The 20,034-nt window shown below is 73.4% G+C and carries 21 protein-coding genes and 1 tRNA gene; 16 read left to right on the top strand and 6 right to left on the bottom strand.

The genetic code is table 11. The annotated features are described in order from the left end of the window. Positions 1 to 367: 367 nt before the first annotated feature. The gene (locus MF406_RS12420; protein WP_242894117.1) at positions 368 to 1,696 is read left to right on the top strand and encodes an alpha-amylase family glycosyl hydrolase; all 1,329 of its coding nucleotides are present in this window, start codon (positions 368 to 370) and stop codon (positions 1,694 to 1,696) included. Between the two features lie 28 nt (positions 1,697 to 1,724). Here the strand turns inward: MF406_RS12420 and MF406_RS12415 are convergent, their stop codons facing one another. Both MF406_RS12415 and MF406_RS12410 read right to left on the bottom strand, forming a co-directional pair. Further along, entirely contained in the window at positions 1,725 to 2,300 is a 576-nt protein-coding gene (locus MF406_RS12415; protein WP_242897780.1) for a cysteine hydrolase family protein, read from the bottom strand. Between the two features lie 32 nt (positions 2,301 to 2,332). Next, the gene (locus MF406_RS12410) at positions 2,333 to 3,808 is read right to left on the bottom strand and encodes a cytosine permease (protein ID WP_242894114.1); all 1,476 of its coding nucleotides are present in this window, start codon (positions 3,806 to 3,808) and stop codon (positions 2,333 to 2,335) included. 155 nt (positions 3,809 to 3,963) lie between these two features. Here MF406_RS12410 and MF406_RS12405 point away from each other — a divergent pair, with 155 nt between their 5' ends. From MF406_RS12405 to MF406_RS12385, 5 genes are all read left to right on the top strand, one after another. Beyond that, the gene (locus tag MF406_RS12405) at positions 3,964 to 4,122 is read left to right on the top strand and encodes a hypothetical protein (protein ID WP_242894111.1); all 159 of its coding nucleotides are present in this window, start codon (positions 3,964 to 3,966) and stop codon (positions 4,120 to 4,122) included. Between the two features lie 11 nt (positions 4,123 to 4,133). Beyond that, positions 4,134 to 4,826 carry a nicotinate-nucleotide adenylyltransferase gene (gene nadD, locus MF406_RS12400; RefSeq protein WP_256463892.1) on the top strand — a complete coding sequence of 231 codons (693 nt, stop codon included), beginning with the start codon at positions 4,134 to 4,136 and terminating at the stop codon, positions 4,824 to 4,826. Further along, positions 4,823 to 5,977, top strand: coding sequence for a hypothetical protein (locus tag MF406_RS12395; protein WP_242894109.1), 1,155 nt, complete (start codon positions 4,823 to 4,825; stop codon positions 5,975 to 5,977). Before nadD ends, MF406_RS12395 begins: the two co-directional genes overlap by 4 nt. A gap of 132 nt (positions 5,978 to 6,109) precedes the next feature. Continuing rightward, entirely contained in the window at positions 6,110 to 6,505 is a 396-nt protein-coding gene (rsfS, locus tag MF406_RS12390) for a ribosome silencing factor (RefSeq protein ID WP_242894106.1), read from the top strand. Continuing rightward, positions 6,502 to 7,119 (top strand): histidine phosphatase family protein, encoded by a 618-nt coding sequence (locus MF406_RS12385; RefSeq protein ID WP_242894093.1) that lies wholly within the window; start codon positions 6,502 to 6,504, stop codon positions 7,117 to 7,119. Before rsfS ends, MF406_RS12385 begins: the two co-directional genes overlap by 4 nt. A 9-nt stretch (positions 7,120 to 7,128) precedes the next feature. Here the strand turns inward: MF406_RS12385 and MF406_RS12380 are convergent, their stop codons facing one another. After that, entirely contained in the window at positions 7,129 to 7,971 is an 843-nt protein-coding gene (locus MF406_RS12380; protein WP_242894090.1) for a class II glutamine amidotransferase, read from the bottom strand. 219 nt (positions 7,972 to 8,190) lie between these two features. Here MF406_RS12380 and MF406_RS12375 point away from each other — a divergent pair. Further along, positions 8,191 to 8,263, top strand: a tRNA-Ala gene (locus MF406_RS12375). Between the two features lie 677 nt (positions 8,264 to 8,940). On the opposite strand, the gene MF406_RS12370 is transcribed toward MF406_RS12375, so the two are convergent. Both MF406_RS12370 and MF406_RS12365 read right to left on the bottom strand, forming a co-directional pair. After that, on the bottom strand, positions 8,941 to 9,438 hold the full coding sequence (locus tag MF406_RS12370; protein WP_242894089.1) for a hypothetical protein: 498 nt from the start codon (positions 9,436 to 9,438) through the stop codon (positions 8,941 to 8,943). Continuing rightward, complete coding sequence (locus tag MF406_RS12365) at positions 9,431 to 9,763, bottom strand: helix-turn-helix domain-containing protein (RefSeq protein WP_242894086.1); 333 nt, start codon at positions 9,761 to 9,763, stop codon at positions 9,431 to 9,433. The genes MF406_RS12370 and MF406_RS12365 overlap by 8 nt, the downstream gene beginning before the upstream one ends. 145 nt (positions 9,764 to 9,908) lie before the next feature. Between MF406_RS12365 and MF406_RS19120 the strand changes: the two genes are divergently transcribed. The 9 genes from MF406_RS19120 to MF406_RS12320 all read left to right on the top strand — a co-directional run bounded on the left by MF406_RS19120 (position 9,909) and on the right by MF406_RS12320 (position 18,980). Then, positions 9,909 to 10,295, top strand: a complete 387-nt coding sequence (locus MF406_RS19120; protein ID WP_371744484.1) for a DUF6788 family protein — start codon at positions 9,909 to 9,911, stop codon at positions 10,293 to 10,295. A 41-nt stretch (positions 10,296 to 10,336) separates the two neighbouring features. After that, positions 10,337 to 10,570: an addiction module protein gene (locus MF406_RS12355; RefSeq protein WP_242894083.1), complete on the top strand. Its 234-nt coding sequence runs from the start codon at positions 10,337 to 10,339 to the stop codon at positions 10,568 to 10,570. Next, a complete protein-coding gene (locus MF406_RS12350) occupies positions 10,567 to 10,890 on the top strand; it encodes a type II toxin-antitoxin system RelE/ParE family toxin (protein ID WP_242894080.1) in 324 nt (107 codons plus the stop codon). Before MF406_RS12355 ends, MF406_RS12350 begins: the two co-directional genes overlap by 4 nt. A gap of 148 nt (positions 10,891 to 11,038) precedes the next feature. Then, the gene (locus MF406_RS12345) at positions 11,039 to 11,425 is read left to right on the top strand and encodes a helix-turn-helix domain-containing protein (RefSeq protein WP_242897778.1); all 387 of its coding nucleotides are present in this window, start codon (positions 11,039 to 11,041) and stop codon (positions 11,423 to 11,425) included. Positions 11,426 to 12,213: 788 nt separating this feature from the next. Further along, entirely contained in the window at positions 12,214 to 12,651 is a 438-nt protein-coding gene (locus MF406_RS12340) for a glyoxalase (protein WP_242894077.1), read from the top strand. 273 nt (positions 12,652 to 12,924) lie between these two features. Further along, positions 12,925 to 13,509, top strand: a complete 585-nt coding sequence (locus MF406_RS12335) for a PadR family transcriptional regulator (protein ID WP_242894075.1) — start codon at positions 12,925 to 12,927, stop codon at positions 13,507 to 13,509. Between the two features lie 14 nt (positions 13,510 to 13,523). After that, on the top strand, positions 13,524 to 14,228 hold the full coding sequence (locus tag MF406_RS12330) for an ABC transporter ATP-binding protein (RefSeq protein ID WP_242897777.1): 705 nt from the start codon (positions 13,524 to 13,526) through the stop codon (positions 14,226 to 14,228). Positions 14,229 to 14,230: 2 nt separating this feature from the next. Continuing rightward, on the top strand, positions 14,231 to 16,708 hold the full coding sequence (locus MF406_RS12325) for an ABC transporter permease (RefSeq protein ID WP_242894073.1): 2,478 nt from the start codon (positions 14,231 to 14,233) through the stop codon (positions 16,706 to 16,708). Positions 16,709 to 16,937: 229 nt separating this feature from the next. Continuing rightward, positions 16,938 to 18,980 carry a beta-galactosidase gene (locus tag MF406_RS12320; protein WP_242894070.1) on the top strand — a complete coding sequence of 681 codons (2,043 nt, stop codon included), beginning with the start codon at positions 16,938 to 16,940 and terminating at the stop codon, positions 18,978 to 18,980. On the opposite strand, the gene MF406_RS12315 is transcribed toward MF406_RS12320, so the two are convergent. Further along, entirely contained in the window at positions 18,977 to 20,002 is a 1,026-nt protein-coding gene (locus MF406_RS12315; protein WP_242894068.1) for a LacI family DNA-binding transcriptional regulator, read from the bottom strand. The genes MF406_RS12320 and MF406_RS12315 overlap by 4 nt on opposite strands. Between the last annotated feature and the right edge of the window lie 32 nt (positions 20,003 to 20,034).

The following is a 20,034-nucleotide window of genomic DNA, read 5'->3' as shown; positions in this document are numbered from 1 at the left end:
CGCGACTCTCGCCGGGCCGGTTCGCTGGCCGTGACCCCGCGCCCGGCCGTCCCGCGGCTTCGGAGGAGGGCTCGCCCCGCAGGATGCTCGTGAACGACCGCAAAGGCCGCTCCGCACCGTCGCTCCGGCGGTAAACGCCCAGGTCAGCATCGGCTCGGGGAGCCCCGTCAGGGCACTTTGTGGTCGTTCACGAACACTGCCGGCTGCCGGTCTCGCAGCCGGCCGAGACGCACACACTCCGTGATCCCGTGCTGCGGCACGCGGCGCTGACGTCGGGGGACTGGCGCCGGCCCTGGTCCTCGCGAGCAGTAGGCCATGCCCCGCGCGCCCTCGCGCCCCTGCCCGCCCCACCAGGCAGGATGACCCGGTGACCTGGCACGAGCACGCGATCTTCTGGCACGTCTACCCGCTCGGCTTCGTCGGCGCGGAACCGGTCCTCGACGACGGCGCGCCGGTCCAGCACCGGCTCGGCCGGCTGGTCGACTGGCTGGACTACGCCGTCGACCTCGGTGTCTCCGGCCTCCTCCTCGGGCCGGTCTTCACCGCCCGGTCCCACGGCTACGACACCATCGACCATCTCACCGTCGACCCCCGGCTGGGGGACCGGTCGGACTTCGAAACCCTCGTCGCCGCCGCCCACGCCCGAGGACTGAAGGTCGTCCTCGACGGGGTGTTCAACCACGTCGGCCGGGACCACCCCTTGTTCCGGGCGGCCGTCACCGGCGGCCCGGCCGCGCCGGAGGCCGAGCTGTTCCACCTGTCCTGGCCGGCGGGTGGCGCGGTGAACCCCGCGCCCGGCGCCCCCGCCGAGCCCGAGTACCGGACCTTCGAGGGCCACGCCGGGCTGGTCGCGCTGAACCACGACGCCCCGGCCGTCGTCGCGCTCGTCACCGAGGTGATGAACCACTGGCTCGACGCCGGCGCCGACGGCTGGCGGCTCGACGCGGCCTACGCCGTGCCGCCGGCGTTCTGGGCCCAGGTGCTGCCGGAGGTCCGGGCGCGGCACCCGGAGGTGTACGTCGTCGGGGAGGTGATCCACGGCGACTACGCCGCCGTCGTCGCCGATTCCGGGATGGACTCGGTGACCCAGTACGAGCTGTGGAAGGCGATCTGGTCGGCCCTGAACGACCACAACCTCTACGAGCTCGCGCACGCCCTGGGCCGCCACGACGCCATGGTTGAGGCCTTCGCGCCGCAGACCTTCGTCGGCAACCACGACGTCACTCGCATCGCCACCCGCCTGACCGACCGGCGGCACCTGCCGCACGCCCTCGTCGTGCTGCTCACCGTGGCCGGGACGCCGGCGGTGTACTACGGCGACGAGCAGGCCATGACCGGGCTGAAGGAGGAGCGTCTCGGCGGTGACGACGCCATCCGCCCCGCCTACCCGGCCGCGCCAGCGGACCTCCCGGCCGAGGGGTGGGCGACCTACCACCTGCACCAGGAGCTGATCGGGCTGCGCCGGCGGCACCCGTGGCTGCACCGCTCCCGGCTCCGGGTGCTCCACCTGGCCAACGAGCTGCTGGCCTACGAGCAGTCCGCGGGCGCGGAGCGGGTCGTGGTCGTCCTGAACCTCGCCGACGACGCCGCCCAGGTGCCGGCGGCGGGTGCGGGCAGGGTCCTGGCCGGGTCGGCGGAGGTGCTGGCCGACGGCGTGCGGGTGCCCGGCCACGGGTGGGCCGTCCTGGGCGGCTGAGCCCCCGAGGCACGAGCCCGGCCCGCCGTCAGCCCAGCAGCTCCACGGACGTGGTGAGCGTGATCTGCGGGGCGAACAGCGCCATCACGGCGAGTGCCCGGGCGTGGTTCTCCGGGGCGGAACCGGCGCAGGCGTCGGCGACCACCCGCAGGGTCGCCCCGGCGTCGGCGGCCGGCAGGGCGGTGGCGAGCACGCAGCAGTCGGTGGCCACGCCGGTGAGCACCAGGTGCGGCTCCGGCCCGGTCACCTCCGCCAGCGCCGGCCACTTCCCGAACGTCGTCGCCGTGACCACCGGCGCGCCGAGGTCGGCCAGCGGGTCGACGACGGCGTAGAGCGGGTCGTCCGCGGGCACCTGGGCGAAGGGCCACTCCCGGTAGTAGGGCACCCAGGACCCGCGCGGCTGCGGCGGCGCGACGAACCGGGTCACCACCACCCGGCCGGCGAACCGCTCGGCCAGCCGACGGACCGAGCCGACGATCCCGTCGAACATCGGCGAGGCCCACGGGCTGGACGGCTCGGCGAAGATCCGCTGCGGATCGACGACGACCAGCCAGGGCTCCGTGCCGGTCGCCGCGGGGGAGCCGGCAGCCGCCGGGCCGGGCACGGCCGCCGGAGCACCGCCCGACGCCCCGGCGCTCACCGCGCCCCCTCCTGCCGGGCCACCACCTGGCGCCGACCGAGGTAGTACCCCACGAAGCCCAGCACCAGGGAGACGACGACGCCGAGCCCGGCGTAGGCCCACGCGCCCTCCTTGCCGCCCAGCCCGAGCCCGAGCAGGTAGCCCTGCCACTGCAGCCACCCGACGCTGTTGGTGACCAGCCCCCAGCCGATCACCGAGCAGAGGACCATGAGCAGCACCGGCCCCCAGGCGACGTCGCCGTACCGGCCGCGGCGGTCGAACAGGGCCCGCTCGTCGTAGTCGCGGCGGCGCAGGGCGATGTCGGCCATCATGATCCCGCCCCAGGCGGCGATCGGGACGCCGAGCGTGGTGAGGAATCCCTGGAACTGCTCGAGGAACCGGGCGTCGGCGAGGAAGACGACGTAGAAGGTCCCCAGCGTCAGGAGCATGCCGTCGAGGAACGCCGCCGCCGGCCGGGGGATCCGCACGCCGAGGGACAGCAGGGTCAGCCCGGAGGAGTAGATGCCCAGCACCGCCCCGCTGACCAGCCCCAGCACCGCGACCAGCAGGAAGGGCAGCAGGAACCAGGTGGGCAGCGCGGCGGCCAGCGCCCCGATCGGGTCGGCCGCGATCGCGTCCTTCAGGTCCGGGGAGGAGCCGGCCAGCAGCAGGCCGAAGACCACCAGCAGCACCGGGGCGACCGAGCCGCCGAAGGTGTTCCAGAAGACCACCCGGCCGCCCGGCGTCGTCCGCGGCAGGTACCGGGACCAGTCCGAGGCGATGTTGATCCAGCCCAGCCCGAACCCGGTGATCACCATGACCAGGGCGCCGACGACGGCGGTGAGCGGCCCGGCGGGCAGCGCCTGGACGGCGCCGAGGTCGATCTCGTCGAGGGTGAGCAGGATGTAGACGACCGACAGCGCGCCGGTGACCCAGGTGAGCGCGGACTGGAGCCGGATGATGACGTGGTAGCCGAGCACCGACGCGACCACGATGAGGCCGGCGACGACGACGGCGGCGACCACCTTCGTGGTGGTGCCCCCGCCCCAGCCCAGCTGGTTCAGGATGGTGGCGGTGGCCAGGGTGGCGAGGATCGCCAGGACCGTCTCCCAGCCGATGGACAGGATCCAGGAGACGACGCCGGGCACCTTCTGCCCGCGCACGCCGAAGGCGGCCCGGCTGAGGATCATCGTCGGCGCGGAGCCCCGCTTGCCGGCGAGCGCGACGATGCCGCAGGCGAGGAAGGACAGCACGATGCCGACGACGCTGACCGCCACGGCCTGCCAGAAGGAGATCCCGAAGTCCAGGACGAAGGCACCCCAGCTGACCCCGAAGACGGAGACGTTGGCCGCGAACCACGGCCAGAACAGGTCCGAGGCCTTGCTCGTGCGCTCGCCCTCGGCGACGACCTCGATCCCGGTGGTCTCCACCAGCCGGCGTTCGCCGGCGTCGAGGGTGGTCCCGGCGCCGCTGGGGCGCTGCTGCTCGCTCATAAGCAGGAACCTTGGCAGGCCGGGGGCGTCGTGGCCAGCACCCGGACGACGCGTCTCGGCGAGTGACCCAACTCTCGGCGGCGGCCTCGCCGTCGCCCGGCTCGTGCCAGACTAGGGAACCGCATGCCGCCGTCGGACAGGTGAGGACAGGGACCATGACCAGCTCGCTCGTGACCTTCGCCGAGGAGGCGGAGCACGCCGCGGAGACCGCCGCCATCAACCCCTACGTGGCCGGGGCGCTGACCCTGGCCATCTTCGTCGTGCTCCTGATGGTCACGTACGCCTTCCGCAACGTGCGGACCCGGCACCGCTGAGGTCCCAACCGATGGTGTGGGGGGAGCAGCGCCGGCGCCGGGTCGGGGTGATGGGCGGCACGTTCGACCCGATCCACCACGGTCACCTGGTCGCCGCGAGCGAGGTGGCGGACACCTTCCACCTGGACCAGGTGATCTTCGTCCCCACCGGGGTGCAGCCGTTCAAGCGGGACCGGGAGGTCACCGCCGCGGAGCACCGCTACCTGATGGCCGTCGTCGCCACCGCCTCGAACCCGCGGTTCACCGTCTCCCGCGCCGACATCGACCGGCCCGGGACCACCTACACCATCGACACGCTCCGCGACCTGAAGGCCACCATGCCGGACGCGGAGCTGTTCTTCATCACCGGCGCCGACGTCCTGCCCCAGATCCTCACCTGGAAGGACGCCGACGAGCTGTGGTCCCTCGCCCACTTCGTCGGCGTCACCCGGCCGGGGCACCTGCTCGACGGCACCGGGCTGCCGTCCACCGGCGTCTCCCTCATGGAGGTGCCCGCCATGGCGATCTCCTCCACCGACTGCCGGGCCCGGGTGGGGGCCGGGAAGTCGGTCTGGTACCTGGTGCCGGACGGGGTGGTCCAGTACATCCACAAGCACGGCCTATACCGCCCGCCCGTCGACGACGACGGCGGCCGGGGTCGGGACGGACGGCCGGCGCACGCGACGGAGACCGACGGCGCCCGCGCCGTGGGGGCCGGGACGTGACCGAGCAGCACCGGCCGGGGGAGCCGACGGCTACCGGCGCTCTCGGGGAGCGCCGCCGACGTCGGGAGGCCGAGCGCGCCGCGCGCCTGGCGGCAGAGCGGGCCGGGCAGCAGCGGCCGCTGACCCGCAAGGAGCTGCGGTGGAGGGAGCTCGAGGAAGAGGCGCGCCTGCAGGCCATCGCCACCGGCGAGCTGCGGGTCGTCGACGAGGCGGGGCGGCCGGTGGAGCCCGCCGACGGCGCCGCCGGGGCGGGCGGGGCGGAGGCAGCCAGGGCTGGGGACGGCGCCGGCAAGGCGGACGGAGCCGGGAGCAGGGGCACAGCCGGCGAGGCAGAAGCAGGGAACCCCACCCCACCGACGCGCCCCGCGCCCGCAGGCGCGTCGCCGTCGACCGCCACGCCGGACGGCCCGGTCACCCGTCGCTCGCTGCGCGAGCGCGCCCACGACGTCGACCCGGAGGCGGAGCACGACGACCACCCTGCCGAGCGGACGGCCACCGGCCGCCGGCCCGTGGTGCGGGCGCCGCGCACCGCCCAGGGCATCCGCACGCTCGACGCCACCGGAACCCTGACCGGGATCCAGCCCGTGGTGCCGTCGGCCCCGGCGGCGCCGGGCCGGCCCCCGGCGCAGGAGCCGGGGCCGACGACGGACCCGGCGGCCTGGGAGTCCGCCGTGGCCATGCCCACCGTGCCGCACGACGCCGCTGCCCGGCCCGCAGCCCCGGCCGCTGGCCAGCTCCGGCAGGCCCCGCAGCGGAGCGCCAGGTCGGCCTCCGGCGCCTCCCCGGACGAGCCGGCGGGGGAGGCGTCCCCGCGCGGGGCGGGCTCGCCGGGGCCGGAGCCGGCGGAGCCGGCCGACCGGGTCCCGAAATCGTCTGCGGAGCCGGCCGGGCCCATGGCGGACGCGCGGGAGGGCAGCCGCCGGCGCGCCCGGACCACCGCCGACCCGACCACCAACCCGGCAGCCACCGTGGTCCGGACCGTGCTGCTCATCCTGGCCGCGGTCATCATCGGGCTGCTCATCGGCCGGCTCGCCTTCGCCGGGGACGGCGCCGCCGGTGCAGGCGGCGCTCCCGCCGTCGACGTCCCCGGCGGAAGCCTCGCTGTCGACGTGAGCAGCAGCTCGGGCCAGCCGGCCGGCGTCGTCGGATAGCAGCTCCGGCCGGCCGGCGCCGCCGGCCCGACGGCGATGCCTGGGCCAGCCGGTCCCGGTCCGGCCGGCCGGCACGGTGGCGGCAGCGTCCAGCACGTAGGATCGCCCCAGCCCGACCGACCGAGGAGACCTGTGCCCGCTGACGACCGTTCCCGCCGACTCGCCGTCGTCGCCGCCCGCGCCGCCGCCGAGAAGAAGGCCAAGGAGATCATCGCCCTCGACGTCAGCGAACGGCTCGTCCTCACCGACGTCTTCGTCGTCGTCTCGGGAGCGAACGACCGCCAGGTGCGCGCCATCGTCGACGCGATCGACGAGGCGATGCACAAGGAGGGCGCGGCGGCCACCCGCAAGGAGGGCGTGAGCGAGGCCCGGTGGGTGCTGCTGGACTACGGCGACGTCGTCGTGCACGTCCAGCAGGAGGAGGACCGCGAGTACTACGCCCTGGAACGGCTGTGGAAGGACTGCCCGGTCCTGCCGCTGCCGGCCGAGGTGCACGCCGCCAGCCAGGACGAGACCGAGTCGGCATGACCGCCGGCACCCTCGTCCTGTGGCGCCACGGTCAGACGGACTTCAACCGGAGCATGCGGCTGCAGGGGCAGTCCGACATCGCGCTGAACGAGACCGGCCGGCGCCAGGCGGCCGGCGCCGCGACCGCCCTGGCCGCCCTGCTGCCCACCCGGATCATCACCTCCGACCTCGTCCGGGCCGCCGACACCGCGCAGGCCCTCGGCGACCTCACCGGCATCGTCCCGGTCCCCGACCCGCGGCTGCGCGAGCGCCGGTTCGGTGCCTGGGAGGGCATGACGCGCAGCGAGATCGCCGAGGCCTGGCCGGCCGCCTACGCCGCCTGGCGCCAGGGCCACGAGCCGGAGGGGGTGGGGGCCGAGACCCGCTCCGAGTGCGGCCGGCGGGTCGCCGCGGCGGTCGAGGAGGCCGCGGCGGACCTGACCGACGACGACGTCCTGGTCGTCGTCGCCCACGGCGCGGCCATCACGCTCGGGCAGACCGTGCTGCTGGGCCTGGACCCGATGGACTGGTTCGGCCTGACCGGGCTGGAGAACTGCGCCTGGACGATCATGTACCCCAACCCCGGCCGGGAACCGGCCTGGCGGCTCTCGGCCTACAACCTCGGCCTGGACTGACCGGCGAAGCTACGAGCGTCCGGCGCGCGCCGGGCGGAACCGGTGCATCTCCGCCTCGCCGTCGGCCCGCACGACGCCCCACCGCGACTCCGGCACCTCCTGCCAGGCGCCGGGCAGGTCCCGGAGCGGCTCGGAGACGATCATCCGGCTGGTGTCCCCGAGCATGCTCAGCAGGGGTAGCTCGGGGTGGGTGTGCTTCAGGGTCGCGACGTCGGTGGAGTAGTACAGCGACCGGGACCGGCCCACGCTGGAGTACCGGAACGCCCACACCGCTGTGCCGTCCGAGGTCGCCACCGTCATCTGCACCGGGTGTCGGATGCCGTGCCGGTCGCACACCTCCTCCACCAGGCCGACCGCCCGCTCGACGGCGGCCGGCGGGTCCTCGGCCAGGCCGAACGTCAGCGCCAGGAAGAACAGCACCTCGGAGTCGGTGGACCCTTCGATGTCGGGGAACAGCTCCGGGTCGACGGCGGTGACGAGGTCCCGCTTGACGTCGTGGAACCCGGTGATGCCGCCGTTGTGCATCCACAGCCACCTGCCGTGCCGGAAGGGGTGGCAGTTGGACCGCTGCACTGGGGTGCCGGTCGAGGCCCGGACGTGCGCGAAAAGCAGCGAGGTGCGGATCTGGCTCGTCACCTCGCGCAGGTTCTCGTCGTTCCAGGCCGGCTCGATGCTCTTGAACAGCGCCGGCACCGGCCCCTCGCCGTACCAGCCGATGCCGAACCCGTCCCCGCTGGTCGTCGTCGCCCCGAGCCGGGAGTGCAGGCTCTGGTCGATGAGGGAGTGGACGGGTCGGAAGAGCAGCTCCTCGGCCAGGACCGGCGTCCCGGAGTACGTCATCCACCGGCACATGACCGCTCCTTCCCGCTCCGGCCAGTACAGCAGCTAGCGGCGCCCGGCGCACGGCAGCGGTTGGCCGACGGCGACCATGCGCCCGCGCCGGTCGCCCGCCGGGGCCGCCGGCCGCCGGCCGCGGACCAGGTGGCCAGGCTCACGAGCCGGCCGCGGCCGGCGGGTTGGTGCTGCCCCGTCGCGATGCCCTACACTGGTCCAGGCTCGCAAGAGCCGCCCGGGGCTATGGCGCAGTTGGTAGCGCGCTTCCATGGCATGGAAGAGGTCGAGGGTTCGAATCCCTCTAGCTCCACGCAAGCTGAGATATTGAAGCCTGCCCCGTCTGATGGCGGGGCAGGTTTTGTGTTCGGGGTCGGTTCGCTTGCCGCTTCGTTGTTGAGATGTGCTGACGCTGGTTGCGGGCTCTGCCCTCGGACGAACCTGACCTGCTCGTCGTCGTCGGTGATGATGTGTGCACCATCAGCAGGCACTCGTGGAGCCGCTTGACTCTATCGCTTGCGCTGGCCACGACCAACAGTCCGGAGTTTATGAGGGGCTCTGGTCACCGTGCCGAGGAAGGCGATAATTTCGGCGGACAACGCGTCGGGCAGTTCCATGGCGGCGAAATGCCATCCGACGGTCGTGGGAAGCCCGATCACGTTGTAGGAGCGCTCGCAGTATTCTCCTGGCGGGAAGGGCGACGTGCTTCGGGAAGATCGAGAAGGCGGCGGGAACGTCGGGGACGGTCTAAATAGAACCGGGGCTATGGTATGAGCCCCTCTCGCGTCCGTGTTCTCAAGTCCGCCATCCTCGCACGGCCCATCGACGTTCAGGCCGTCGGCAGGTGTTCGGCACACAGCCCGACGCGCTGCTCCTCGTCGTCGAGGTGCTTATCGCAACGGATGCAGGCAATGCCGCGGAAGATCACGCTCGGCTGGTCCGGGTCGGCTTTGACCGGGGTGGAGTCATAGGCGTCTGCGAATCGCGCGGTCAGGCGGGGTGTCGACGGCCGAGAACCCGGTGGAGTTCGGCCTCGGCGCGTGCCGGGTTGCTCTGGACGGCGGCGAGGAGTCCGAGGCCCTCGCGGTAGGCGTTCTCGGTGAAGCGGAGCGCCATGAAGTAGTCCGGGTTGACGGCGCTCATCTCGTGGGCGGCCAGGTCGTCGACGGCGAAGTCATCCACGTCGGTCGTGATCAGGTACCGCGCTCCGGCTTCGATGGCGTCGGCGATCACCTGGCGGTCCTTCATGTCGGTGCTCAGGCCAGCCGTGGTGGGCGCGGTCGGTGAGAGTTCGGTCTGAAGGGTCGTCGTGCGAACTCTCGACGGGGGCATCGACTGGCCGCGCGAGTGATCGTCGGCTTCGGCCTCCACGTAGGCCGACCACGTCCACCTCAGCCCGTCGGCTTTCGCGCCCGCGATGATCAGGGTGCGGGTGACGGGTGAGGCGAGCGTGTTGGCGTCGAGGAAGAGGAGGGGCGAGTCACTCACCGAACAGCTCGGCCTCAATGTCGGCCGCGGATGCCTTGGCCATGCGGAGCATCAGCTCGCCGCTGAAGCGTTCGTGCTCGGCGAGGGGAATGCGGTGGTGCGTGCCGACCTTGATCGCCTTGAGGTCGCCGTCGAGAATCCGACGGCGCACGGTGGAGCGCGACATCCCGAGCCGCTTGGCGACCTCGGCCGGAGTGAGCAGCTCGACACGGGCGGACAGGTCGACGACCTCGCCCTTGGCGCGCGCAGCGTCCAGGAACGCGCGCATGCGCGCCCAGTCATCGTCGGTGAGGTGCGAGGGGTTCACCGTGATGGTGTCGCTCATGTCACCCCAGCATAGCCGGTCGTGGACAGTTGTGGGGGTGTATCTGTCCACATGCTCATCGTTCACCCCACCTGGCACAGCGGCAGGGCCGCGACCGCAAGGCCTGGGCCTGCTGGCCGACGAGTCGCTGGGTCGCGCAGGACGCATGAACGGCGACCTGTTCGATCGCGGCGGCGTCCTCTTCGAGCTGGTCTTCGGTGCGTGCCGAGATGGCGATGAGGCCGGTGTAGCGCAGGGCACCGTGTCCGGCGGTGAGGTCGGCTCGTCCGAAACGCCGGAGGAAGCAGGATGGACATCAATCGCCCAGGAGCTGGCCGCCTGCGAAGACCGCTACCGCGAGCTCGCCGCCCGCATCGCCGACCTCGGGCTGATCAGCGCGGGCAGCATCACCCGCCGCTACACCAGGTGCGCCACCCTGGGCTGCCGCTGCCGCTGCCGCTGCCGCTGCCGCTGCCGCTGCCCCGCCGACCCGCCACAGCTCCACGGGCCCTACTGGCAGTGGACCGCCAAGGTCGACGGCAAGACCGTCTGAGGTTCCCGGGTCGGAGCAGGGGTCGGAGGTAGAGTCGGCTCATGACGGTAGCCGACGTGATCCGAGCCGCGATGGCGCTCACGCCCGAGGAGCGGTCGCGGGTCGCCGACGTGCTCTACGACGCCGACGCACCCGACCAGGCCGAGGTCGACGCCGCCTGGGCCGCTGTCGCGGCTCGACGCGCCGAGGAACTCGAAAGCGGAGAGGTCACGGGGCTCACGCGCGAGGAAGCAGATGCGTACCTCGATGCGCGCCGCGCGGCGAGAGGCGCGTGAGGCTGCGCGTCGTCATCCACCCCGACGCCCTGCGCGAGCTGGGTGAGGCGGTCGAGTGGTACGACCAGGGCGGACAAGACCGAGGCGCACGCTTCCGCGCTCTCTACAACCAGGTGATCGACCGCTGCCTGCGATGGCCCGAGTCCGCAGCCGTGGTCCCCGTCCCCCAATCCCACCGGGTGTTCCGGCACGCGAAGATGCCCCGATCGCACTTCCGCGTGGTCTACTACATTACCGACGACGTCCTCACGGTCGTCGCGATCGCCCACGCGCGACGCATGCCCCTGTACTGGGCCGACAGGGCTGATCCCCCCGCGTAGCCAGCACGCGGGCTCACCGGCGGGCGTGAGACACGCGGGCCGTGAGCTTCGTCTGGCGGTCTCTCGCGTCATCACCCGTCTGGAACACCACCCTACGAGTTCATACTTGCTTCACTTGCTTGCAGTTCCGAGAGCGGGGTGGTGGGTGATGTCGCAGATCCCTGCGGATGATGTTCAGGCCCTGCGTGCCGCACTCGCCGGCGGGCGGGAGCGTGTCGAGGTGTCGTTGAACCTGCCGCGCAGGATCGCCGAGAAGGTGCTCGCGCTGCTGGACGCGGAACGCGCCAGCGGTGCGGTGGTGGTGCCGGTCAAGGAGGAGTTCACCACCGCGAAGGCTGCCAGCATGCTGGGGGTGTCGCGGCCGACGTTGATGAAGCTGATCGCGTCCGGGGAGCTCGAGCATGTGAAGGTCGGCAATCATCACCCTGTCCCGGCGCAGGCGATTCTCGACTTTCAGCGGGCCCGGCAGGCGGGTCGTGAGCAGGCCGCCGAGGTGCTGGCGGAGTTCTCCAACCAGATCGGTCTGGTCGATTGACGGTCAGCGTCGTCCTGGCCGACGCCAGCATCCTGTTCTCCCGCACCCTGCGCTGGCGTTGAGGACCGGGCGGGCGAGGAGAACGGCGGACAGGTAGGGACGCCTGCCCAATGGGGACCGGCGTCGCGGTGGCCTCGTTCCTGATCAATGCCGTTCCTGTCCTGGCGACGAGCTCGACCGCCTCCACCTGGTCACCCCTGGCCCCCAGGGCAAGGTCTCCGAGCGCACCCCCCTCACCCCCGGCCAGAAGATCATCTTCAAGGCTCTCGGCCTGAACCTGAAACCGCCGACTGACCCAACCACGCCGGTTCTGCGGCTTCACCACCCCCACCACCAACGCCCGCTAGACCACCGGCCACCCGCCCCCCCGGGCAGCCGAGCACGTAGTAACACGCCCCACCGGCGCCCGAACGCGACTTTCCCGCACCGCCACGCCGAAAACCCCGAGTTTGTGTGCTCACCACCTGCGGAAGTCCGGCCAGCGTGCGCAGGCCCGTCCCGTAGTGAGCCGGCGTCTTCGCCCGACCGGGCACCGGGGCCATCGTGTCCGCCCGCCCCGCAGCGCAGCGTCGGTGCAACGTGCCTGACCAGTTCGGCGAACTTCTGGGTCAGCGACGCCCGGCGCCCGACGCCTCCGCAGGCGCCGCCGCGGCGGCCAACGCCTTCCGCTGCACCCCGTCGCGGTGGTCCCGCCCGGCCAGCTGCCCTTGGCGCCGCTGCGCCCTACGCCGGCCTGCTCGGCGTCACGCCGTCCACGGTGGAACCGATGGTGACGTTACGGTAGCGAGATGGAGATTGCCTTCGTAGCGGGATTCGGGCCCATCAGCGCCGAGCCGACCGTCACGCTTGACTTCTGGGCGCGGAGGATCGGCGTCCCGTTCGAGGAGATCGCTCCCGGCTACCATCATGCGTCCGGTCTTGACGGTGTGAAGGCCTTCGCCCTCTGGCCCCTGAGCCAGGCCGCCCAGGCGACTTTTGGCACTGATCGGTGGCCCGAGGACCGGCCCATCCCGCAAGCCTGGATCGAGCTCGAGGTGTCTTCTCCCGAGGCTGTCGCAGGCGCGGTCGAGGAGCTACGCGCCAAGGGGCAGGAGATTCTGACCGAGGCGCACCAAGAGCCCTGGGGCCAAACAACTGCTCGTCTGCTGAGTCCGGAAGGGATGCTCGTCGGCATCTCTTACCTCCCCTCTTTCCACGGCGAGGGCGCTGAAGGTGATGAGGGGTAGCGCGCCTGCCCTCCGATGCGGATGACGGATGGCGCCGACTGTCTGCCAATGAGACAGCGAGATCGTCTCGTGGGTGGACCAGGTGGACTCCCCGTGGCGGGGACTTGTCAGAGCGGCTGGGCGGACGGTGCTCGTGCGGGCGGCCCGTGCCCCACCCGAGCCACGCCGACCCGAGGCTGAGGGCTCAGCCGCCGAGCTGCATTGACCCTGCAGGAGCCCCTTGTCGACCGCCACTCTACTCGTTATAGTCCCCGGTATGGTCAAGGTGGACGAGTGAGCGTGCGGCATGGGCTGCTGGCGCTGCTGAGCGAGGGGCCGAAGTACGGGCTGCAGCTGCGCCAGGAGTTCGAGGCCGGCACGGGCGAGGTCTGGCCGCTGAACGTCGGGCAGGTGTACATGACGCTGCAGCGGCTGGAGCGCGACGGGCTGGTGGAGTCCACCGGCGACCCCGGCGAGGGCCCGAAGAAGACCTACCGCCTGACCGCGGCGGGCCGCCAGGAGCTGACGACGTGGCTCGGGCCGCCGCCAGACACCGGCGTGCCGCCGCGGGACGAGCTGGTGATCAAGGTGCTGGTCGCCCTGCGGGTGCCGGGCGTCGACGTGACGGAGCTGATCCAGGCGCACCGTCGCCGGCTGGTGGTGATGATGCAGCACTTCACCGCGGTCAAGGCCGACGCCGATCCGAGCGATGTCAGCCTGTTGCTGGTGGTGGACGCGGAGCTCTTCCGCCTCGACGCGGTGATCCGTTGGCTGGACGGCGCCGAGGCCCGGCTGCGCGGTGTCGGCCCGCTGGCGTTCCCGGCGACGCCCGCCCCGGTCCCGGCGCGGCGCCGTCGACGTCAGGGGGTGGGGCGGTGACCGCGGTGCTGGAGATGCACGGGGTGTGCAAGACCTACGGCGAGGGCGCCACGTTGGTGCGTGGGCTGGTCGACGCCGACCTGTCGGTCACCGCGGGCGAGCTGGTGGCGGTGATGGGCCCGAGCGGGTCGGGCAAGAGCACGCTGCTGACCATCGCCGGCACCCTGGAGGAGCCGACGTCGGGCGTGGTGCAGATCGGCGGGATCGCGACGGCGTCGATGTCGCAGGACGAGCGGGCGCAGCTGCGGCGCCGGTCGATCGGCTACGTGTTCCAGTCGTTCAACCTGCTCGCCGGCCTGACCGCGCTGGAGAACGTGGCGCTCCCGCTGGAGCTCGACGGGACGCGGGTGCGGACGGCCCGCCGGGCGGCCCGCGACGCCCTGGACCGGCTGGGGCTCGGCGACCGGGCCGGGCACTTCCCCGACCAGCTCTCGGGCGGTGAGGCGCAACGCGTCGCGATCGCCCGGGCCGTGGTGGGGCAGCGCCGGCTGCTGCTGGCCGACGAGCCGACCGGGGCGCTGGACTCCACGAACGGCGAGGCGGTGATGCGGATGCTGCGCCAGGCGTGCCGGGAGGGCGTCGCCGGGGTGGTCGTCACGCACGACGCGCAGCTGGCCTCGTGGGCGCACCGGGTGGTGTTCATGCGCGACGGCCGGATGGTGGACCGCACGCCCGGCCCGGCGTCGCCGGAGTCGCTGCTCGGCGCCGGACCGGGCTGACCATGCCCGGGGCCAACGGCGGGACGGCCGCACGGCGGGCGGTGCTGCGCTGGGCACGGCGCTCGTTCCGGCGGGAGTGGCGCCAGCAGCTGCTCGTGCTGAGCCTGCTGACCGTCTCGGTGGCGGCCGCAACCGGGTTCTCCACCGCCGCCTACAACACCGTCGGCGTGCCCGAGGACGCCGTGTTCGGCTCGGCCAACCACCGGTACACCATCGAGGACGCCCGGCTCGCCGCCCTCCGCGACGACGTCGAGGCGGCGGGGGAGCGCTTCGGTGGCGTGGACGTGATCGGCGAGTGGCGCGCGCCGGTGCCCGGATCGGTCGAGTCGGTCGTGTACCGGGCGCAGGACCCGCGCGGGCCGTTCTCCGGTCCGATGCTGGCCCGGCTCGAGGGCCGCTACCCGACGGCGGCCGGTGAGGTCGCGGTGACCGACGGCGTCGCCGGGACGCTCCAGGCCGGGATCGGCGACCGGGTCGACCTCGACGGCCGCCCGCGCACGGTCGTCGGGATCGTGGAGAACCCCAGCGATCTCGACGAGGAGTTCGCCCTGGTCTCCGCCGCGGAGACCACCCGCGCCGAGACGCTGACGTTGCTGATCGGCGGGACCGGCGCGTTCGACGAGGTGCGGGCGATCCGGGAGTTCGGCGGCGCGCGGTTCCCGAGCGCGGACCTGACCAGCCGCGGCGACGCCGGGCGCGTGGAGACGGCCGCGGCGGTGGTGGGCGTCGGCGGCATCGTGCTGGTGCTCGTCTCGCTGGTCGCCTCCGCGGGGTTCGTCGCGGTCGCCCAGCGCCGGTTGCGCCAGCTGGGGATGCTCAGCGCCGTCGGCGCGACCCAACGGCACCTGCGCCTCGTCGTGATCGCCAACGGCGCGCTCGTCGGCGTCGTCGCCGCGACGCTCGGCGCCGTCCTCGGCCTCGGGGGCTGGTTCCTCGCCGCGCCGGTGATGGAGCCCGCGGTCGGGTACCGGATCGACAGGTGGAACGTGCCGTGGCCGCTCGCCGCCGCAACCGTCGCCGCCGCGCTGGTGATGACGACGGCGGCGGCGTGGTGGCCGGCCCGCGCGGTGTCGATGGCGCCCACCACCGACGCGCTCTCCGGCCGCCCGGGCGCCCCCCGGCCGGCGCGCCGCTCGGCCGCCGTCGGCGCCGCCCTGGCAGCGGTCGGGCTCGCGCTGCTCCTCGTGCCCGGGGACAACGTCGTGATCGTCGCCGTCGGCACCGTCGCCGCCGTCGCCGGCGTGCTCTCGCTGGCCCCGGTCGCGGTCGAGGCCCTCGGCCTGGCGGCGCGCGGGCTGCCCGTCGCCGTCCGGCTCGCCTGGCGCGACCTGTCCCGGCACCGCGCCCGGTCCGCGCTGGCGCTCGCCGCGGTGAGCCTCGCGCTCGGCATCCCCGTCGCGGTGCTCGTCGGCGCCAGCGCCGCGGACGCCACCGCCCCGCCCGGGAACCTGCCCGAGGACCGGCTGCTGGTGTGGACCCGGGACCCGGCGCAGCCCGAGGGCGAGTCGCCCTTCTACACCGTCGACCCGGACGACGACGGCTTCGCCCCCTACCTCCCCGACCTCTCCACCGCCGACCTGGACCGGGCACGGGAGGCGCTCGCCGCCCGGGCCGCCGAGCAGGGCTGGGTGGTCGTCGACCTCGACGTCGCCGTCGACCCCCGGGCGCAGGACGACCCGATCGGCCCGACGGCCGTGACGGTCGCGCGCCGGACCGACCTCGGCTACCTCGACGTCGCCCTCGTCTACCGGGCGACCCCCGAGCTGCTCGACCTCTACGGCCTCGACCGCCTCGACGGGGTGGCCACGACCGCCCCGACCGGCCCCACCGACATCGTTACGGACACCCACCAGCTCTGGCTCGCCAACCTCGGCGGGCCGCCCGCTCCGCTCGACGACGCGGTCACGCTCGACCCGACCTACGGCTCCCTGCCCGGCACCCTCGTCGGCGCCGAGGAGCTCGACCGCCGAGGATGGACGACCAGGACTGTCGGATGGCTCCTCGTCGCGCCCGCCGCGGTGACCGACGCCCAGGTCGCCGCGATCCGCGAGGTGGCCGCCGACAACGGTCTGCTCGTCGAGGACCGCGAGGAGCGCTCCAGCCTGGTCGCGCTCCGCTGGGGCGCCACCACCGTCGGCGTCGCGGTGGCGCTCGCCGTCCTGTCGATGATCGTCGGGCTCATGCGCGTCGAGGCGGCGCGCGACACCCGCATCCTCACCGCCACCGGCGCCACCAGCACCGTGCGACGGGCCCTCACCGCGTCCACCGCCGGCGGTCTCGCCGGTCTCGGCGCGCTCGTCGGAGCGCTCGGCGCCTACCTCGTGCTGGCCACCGGCTACGTCGACCCCAGGGGGCTCGCCGCCGTCCCGGTCCTGCCCCTCAGCCTCGTCATCCTCGGCGTCCCGCTGCTCGCCTGCGCCGCCGGGTGGATCTCGGGCGGGCGTGCCCCCACCGACCTCGGCCGCCAGCCGATCGAGTGAGAACGCCACCCAGGCCGGGCACGGGGGTCCACGACGTGGACCGTGCCCGCGGGCATGCGCGTCCACGATGCTGGCCGGGCCCCGGGCCGGGGCGTCCACGACGCAGGCCCGGCCCCGGGCCGAGACGAAAGCACCATAGGGTCGGCGGGCGGCCAGCGGGCCGGACGGACGGGCGTGGCGACGAGCAGCCACCCGAGATGAGCAACCACACGAGATGGAGCGAGGCGCAGTGACGACGGCGAACGGTTTCGGTACGGGGCGGATCCTCTACGGGGGCGACTACAACCCGGAGCAGTGGCCCGAGGAGGTCTGGGCCGAGGACATGGAGCTCCTCCGGCAGGCGGAGATCAACACGGTCACCCTGAACGTCTTCTCCTGGGCCACCCTGCAGCCCGCCGACGACGTGTACGACTTCGCCCGGCTGGACCGGATCGTGCAGACCGTGGCCGACGCCGGGATGTCGATCGTCCTGGCCACCTCGACGGCAGCGCTGCCGCCGTGGATGTCTCTGAAGCACCCCGACGTCAACCGGGTCGACGCCCAGGGCCGGCGGATGCGGCACGGCGCGCGGCACAACGCCTGCATCAGCTCCCCGACGTACCGCCGCTACTCCGTGGCGCTGGCCGAGCGCCTGGCGGAGCGCTACGCCGAGGTCCCGAGCCTGGTGGCCTGGCACGTGTCGAACGAGTACGGCGGGTTCTGCTGGTGCGACCTGTGCGCCCAGGCCTTCCGGGACTGGCTGCGCACGCGCTACGGCACCGTGGAGGCGGTCAACGACGCCTGGAACTCGGCCTTCTGGAGCCACACCTACCACTCCTTCGAGGAGATCTTCCCGCCGAACGAGCTCGGTGACGCGATGGCGGGCGGCAAGGCGGTGCTGCCCGGCTCCGCGCTCGACTACCAGCGGTTCTACGGCAGCAGCGTGCTGGACTCCTTCCGCGAGGAGAAGGCCGCGATCCGGCGGTTCGACACCGCGCGCGCCGTCACGACGAACATGATGGGCACCTTCCCGGACTACGACTACTTCGCCTGGTCCGACGACCTGGACGTGGTGTCCTGGGACAGCTATCCCGCCCACGACACGACGCCGGCCCAGATCGCCCTGCGGCACGACCTCATGCGCGCCGTCGGCCGCCAGCGGCCGTTCATGCTGATGGAGCAGACCCCGTCCCGGCAGAACTGGCAGCCCTACAACTCGCTGAAGCGCCCCGGCCAGATGCGTCAGCAGTCGTGGCAGGCGGTCGCCCGGGGCGCCGACACCGTGCAGTTCTTCCAGCTCCGGCAGTCCCGTGCCGGGTGCGAGAAGTTCCACGGCGCGGTCATCGGCACGGACGGCACGGGCAGCACCCGGACCTTCCGGGAGGTCGCCGAGCTCGGGGCCGAGCTCGCGCGGGTCTCGCCGCAGGTCGTGGGCAGCCGCGTCGAGCACGGGTCCGTGGCCGTCGTCTTCGACTGGCCCTCCCGGTGGGCGATCGGGTACTCGGCGGGGCCGAGCCGGTCCCTGGAGTACGTGCGGGAGGTCGAGCGCTGGTATGCCGAGCTCCACCGGCGCAACGTCCCGGTGGACGTCGTGCCGGCCACCGGGCCGTTCGACGGCTACGCCGCGGTCGTCGCCCCGTGCCTGTACATGCTGCCGGAGGGGTTGGCCGAGGGCCTGCGCCGGTACGTCGCCGACGGCGGCCGCCTGCTGCTGACCCCGATGACCGGCCTCGTCGATGAGCACGACCGGCTGCACCTCGGCCAGGCGCCGGTGCCGCTGCGCGACCTTGCGGGCGTCTGGGTCGAGGAGACCGACGCGCTCCCGCCGTCGCGAACCGTCCCCCTGGCCTTCGGCGACGCGGCGTCGGCGGGCGACGACGGCGCGCACGGCACCGTCCTGTGCGACGTCGTCCGCGCCGACGACGGGACGCAGGTCCTCGCGCGGTACGCCGGCGAGTACTACGCCGGCTCGCCCGCGCTGACCTTCCGGCCGTCCGGGAGCGGCGGCGGCGTGCTCTACTCGGCGTCCTTCCCCGACGAGGTCGGTACCCGGCTCACCGTCGACGCCCTGCTGGACGGGACCGGCGTGGTGGGCCACGACCTGCCGGCCGGCGTCGAGCTCTCCCGCCGGGTCCGGGAGGACGGCACGGCGCTCACGTTCCTGGTGAACACCACCGGCCAGAGCCAGGCCGTCCGCCTGGAGCTCTCGGGCCAGGACCTGCTGACCGGCGCGGCGTTCGAGGGGGCGGGCATGCTCGAGCCCTACGGCGTCGCGGTGGTGATGGGGCGCTAGCGCGGCGGGGCCGTGCTCGCCCGCACCACCAGGCGGGTGGGCACCTCCTCGTGCGCCCCGGTCAGGTCCTCGCCGTCGCGGACCTGACGCAGGAGGAGGTCGACGAGCCGCCGGCCGATCTCGTCGAAGTCCTGCGCGACGGTGGTCAGCGGTGGCAGCAGGTGCTCGGCGAGCAGGATGCCGTCGAACCCAACGACCGAGACGTCGTCGGGCACCCGCCGGCCGGCCTCGTGGAAGGCGTGCAGGACGCCGGTGGCGGTCTCGTCGTTGGCGCAGAGGACCGCGGTGACGTCGGGGTCGGCGGCCAGGCGGTGCCCGATCTGGTACCCGGCGGCGGCGGTCCAGTCCCCTTCCGCGACGGCGGGGACCGGCCGGCCCGCCTCGGCGAGCGTCGCCCGCCACGCCTCGACCCGCAGCTGCGCGGGCCCGGAGTCCGCCGGGCCGGCGAGGTGGTGGACGGTGCGGTGGCCGAGGTCGAGCAGGTGCTGGACCGCGAGGCGGACGCCGCCGGTCTGGTCGGCGCCGACGGCGGGGTGGTGGCCGACGAAGCGGGAGTCGGACACCACGACGGGGAGCCGCCGGGGGAGCGCGAGCGTCTCGGGCGTGGCGATCTCGGCGCGCACGATGACCAGGCCGTCGATCGCCTGGTGGGAGAGCCGGGCGACGGCGGCCGAGACGTCGCCCGGGGAGGGGCTCTCCAGGTCGACGAGCGTGACCGTGTAGCCCCGGGCGCGCGCCGCCTCGACCACCGCCTCGACCGTGCGCGACTCGCCGGTCCGGGCCAGCCGGTGGGCGATCATGCCGATCGTCCCGAAGCTCCCGTACCGCAGGGCGCGGGCCGCACCGTTCGGCGCGTACCCGAGCTGTCCCATCGCGGCGAGCACCTTCTCCCGCGTCGGGGGGGCCACGTTGTCCAGCCCCATCGAGACCCGCGAGACGGTCTGCGCGGACACCCCGGCCAGCGCCGCGACGTCGGCCATCGAGGGACCCGACCGCTGCCGGGCATCGCTGCGCCTTGCCATCAACACCTCCATCTCGAGGGGCCACGTAGCTC

The organism is Georgenia sp. TF02-10, from assembly GCF_022759505.1.
Taxonomy (GTDB): Bacteria; Actinomycetota; Actinomycetes; order Actinomycetales; family Actinomycetaceae; genus TF02-10.
Note: the sequence above shows the minus strand (reverse complement) of the source record. Positions and strands in the feature narration are given on the sequence as shown.

Coding starts and splice junctions, on each gene's coding strand:
- MF406_RS12410 (WP_242894114.1), bottom strand. CDS start 3,808: ATGAGCGAGCAGCAGCGCCCCAGCGGCGCCGGGACCACCCTCGACGCC.
- MF406_RS12405 (WP_242894111.1), top strand. CDS start 3,964: ATGACCAGCTCGCTCGTGACCTTCGCCGAGGAGGCGGAGCACGCCGCG.
- nadD (WP_256463892.1), top strand. CDS start 4,134: ATGGTGTGGGGGGAGCAGCGCCGGCGCCGGGTCGGGGTGATGGGCGGC.
- MF406_RS12385 (WP_242894093.1), top strand. CDS start 6,502: ATGACCGCCGGCACCCTCGTCCTGTGGCGCCACGGTCAGACGGACTTC.
- MF406_RS12380 (WP_242894090.1), bottom strand. CDS start 7,971: ATGTGCCGGTGGATGACGTACTCCGGGACGCCGGTCCTGGCCGAGGAG.
- MF406_RS12365 (WP_242894086.1), bottom strand. CDS start 9,763: ATGAGCGACACCATCACGGTGAACCCCTCGCACCTCACCGACGATGAC.
- MF406_RS19120 (WP_371744484.1), top strand. CDS start 9,909: ATGAACGGCGACCTGTTCGATCGCGGCGGCGTCCTCTTCGAGCTGGTC.
- MF406_RS12355 (WP_242894083.1), top strand. CDS start 10,337: ATGACGGTAGCCGACGTGATCCGAGCCGCGATGGCGCTCACGCCCGAG.
- MF406_RS12345 (WP_242897778.1), top strand. CDS start 11,039: ATGTCGCAGATCCCTGCGGATGATGTTCAGGCCCTGCGTGCCGCACTC.
- MF406_RS12340 (WP_242894077.1), top strand. CDS start 12,214: ATGGAGATTGCCTTCGTAGCGGGATTCGGGCCCATCAGCGCCGAGCCG.
- MF406_RS12330 (WP_242897777.1), top strand. CDS start 13,524: ATGCACGGGGTGTGCAAGACCTACGGCGAGGGCGCCACGTTGGTGCGT.
- MF406_RS12325 (WP_242894073.1), top strand. CDS start 14,231: ATGCCCGGGGCCAACGGCGGGACGGCCGCACGGCGGGCGGTGCTGCGC.
- MF406_RS12315 (WP_242894068.1), bottom strand. CDS start 20,002: ATGGCAAGGCGCAGCGATGCCCGGCAGCGGTCGGGTCCCTCGATGGCC.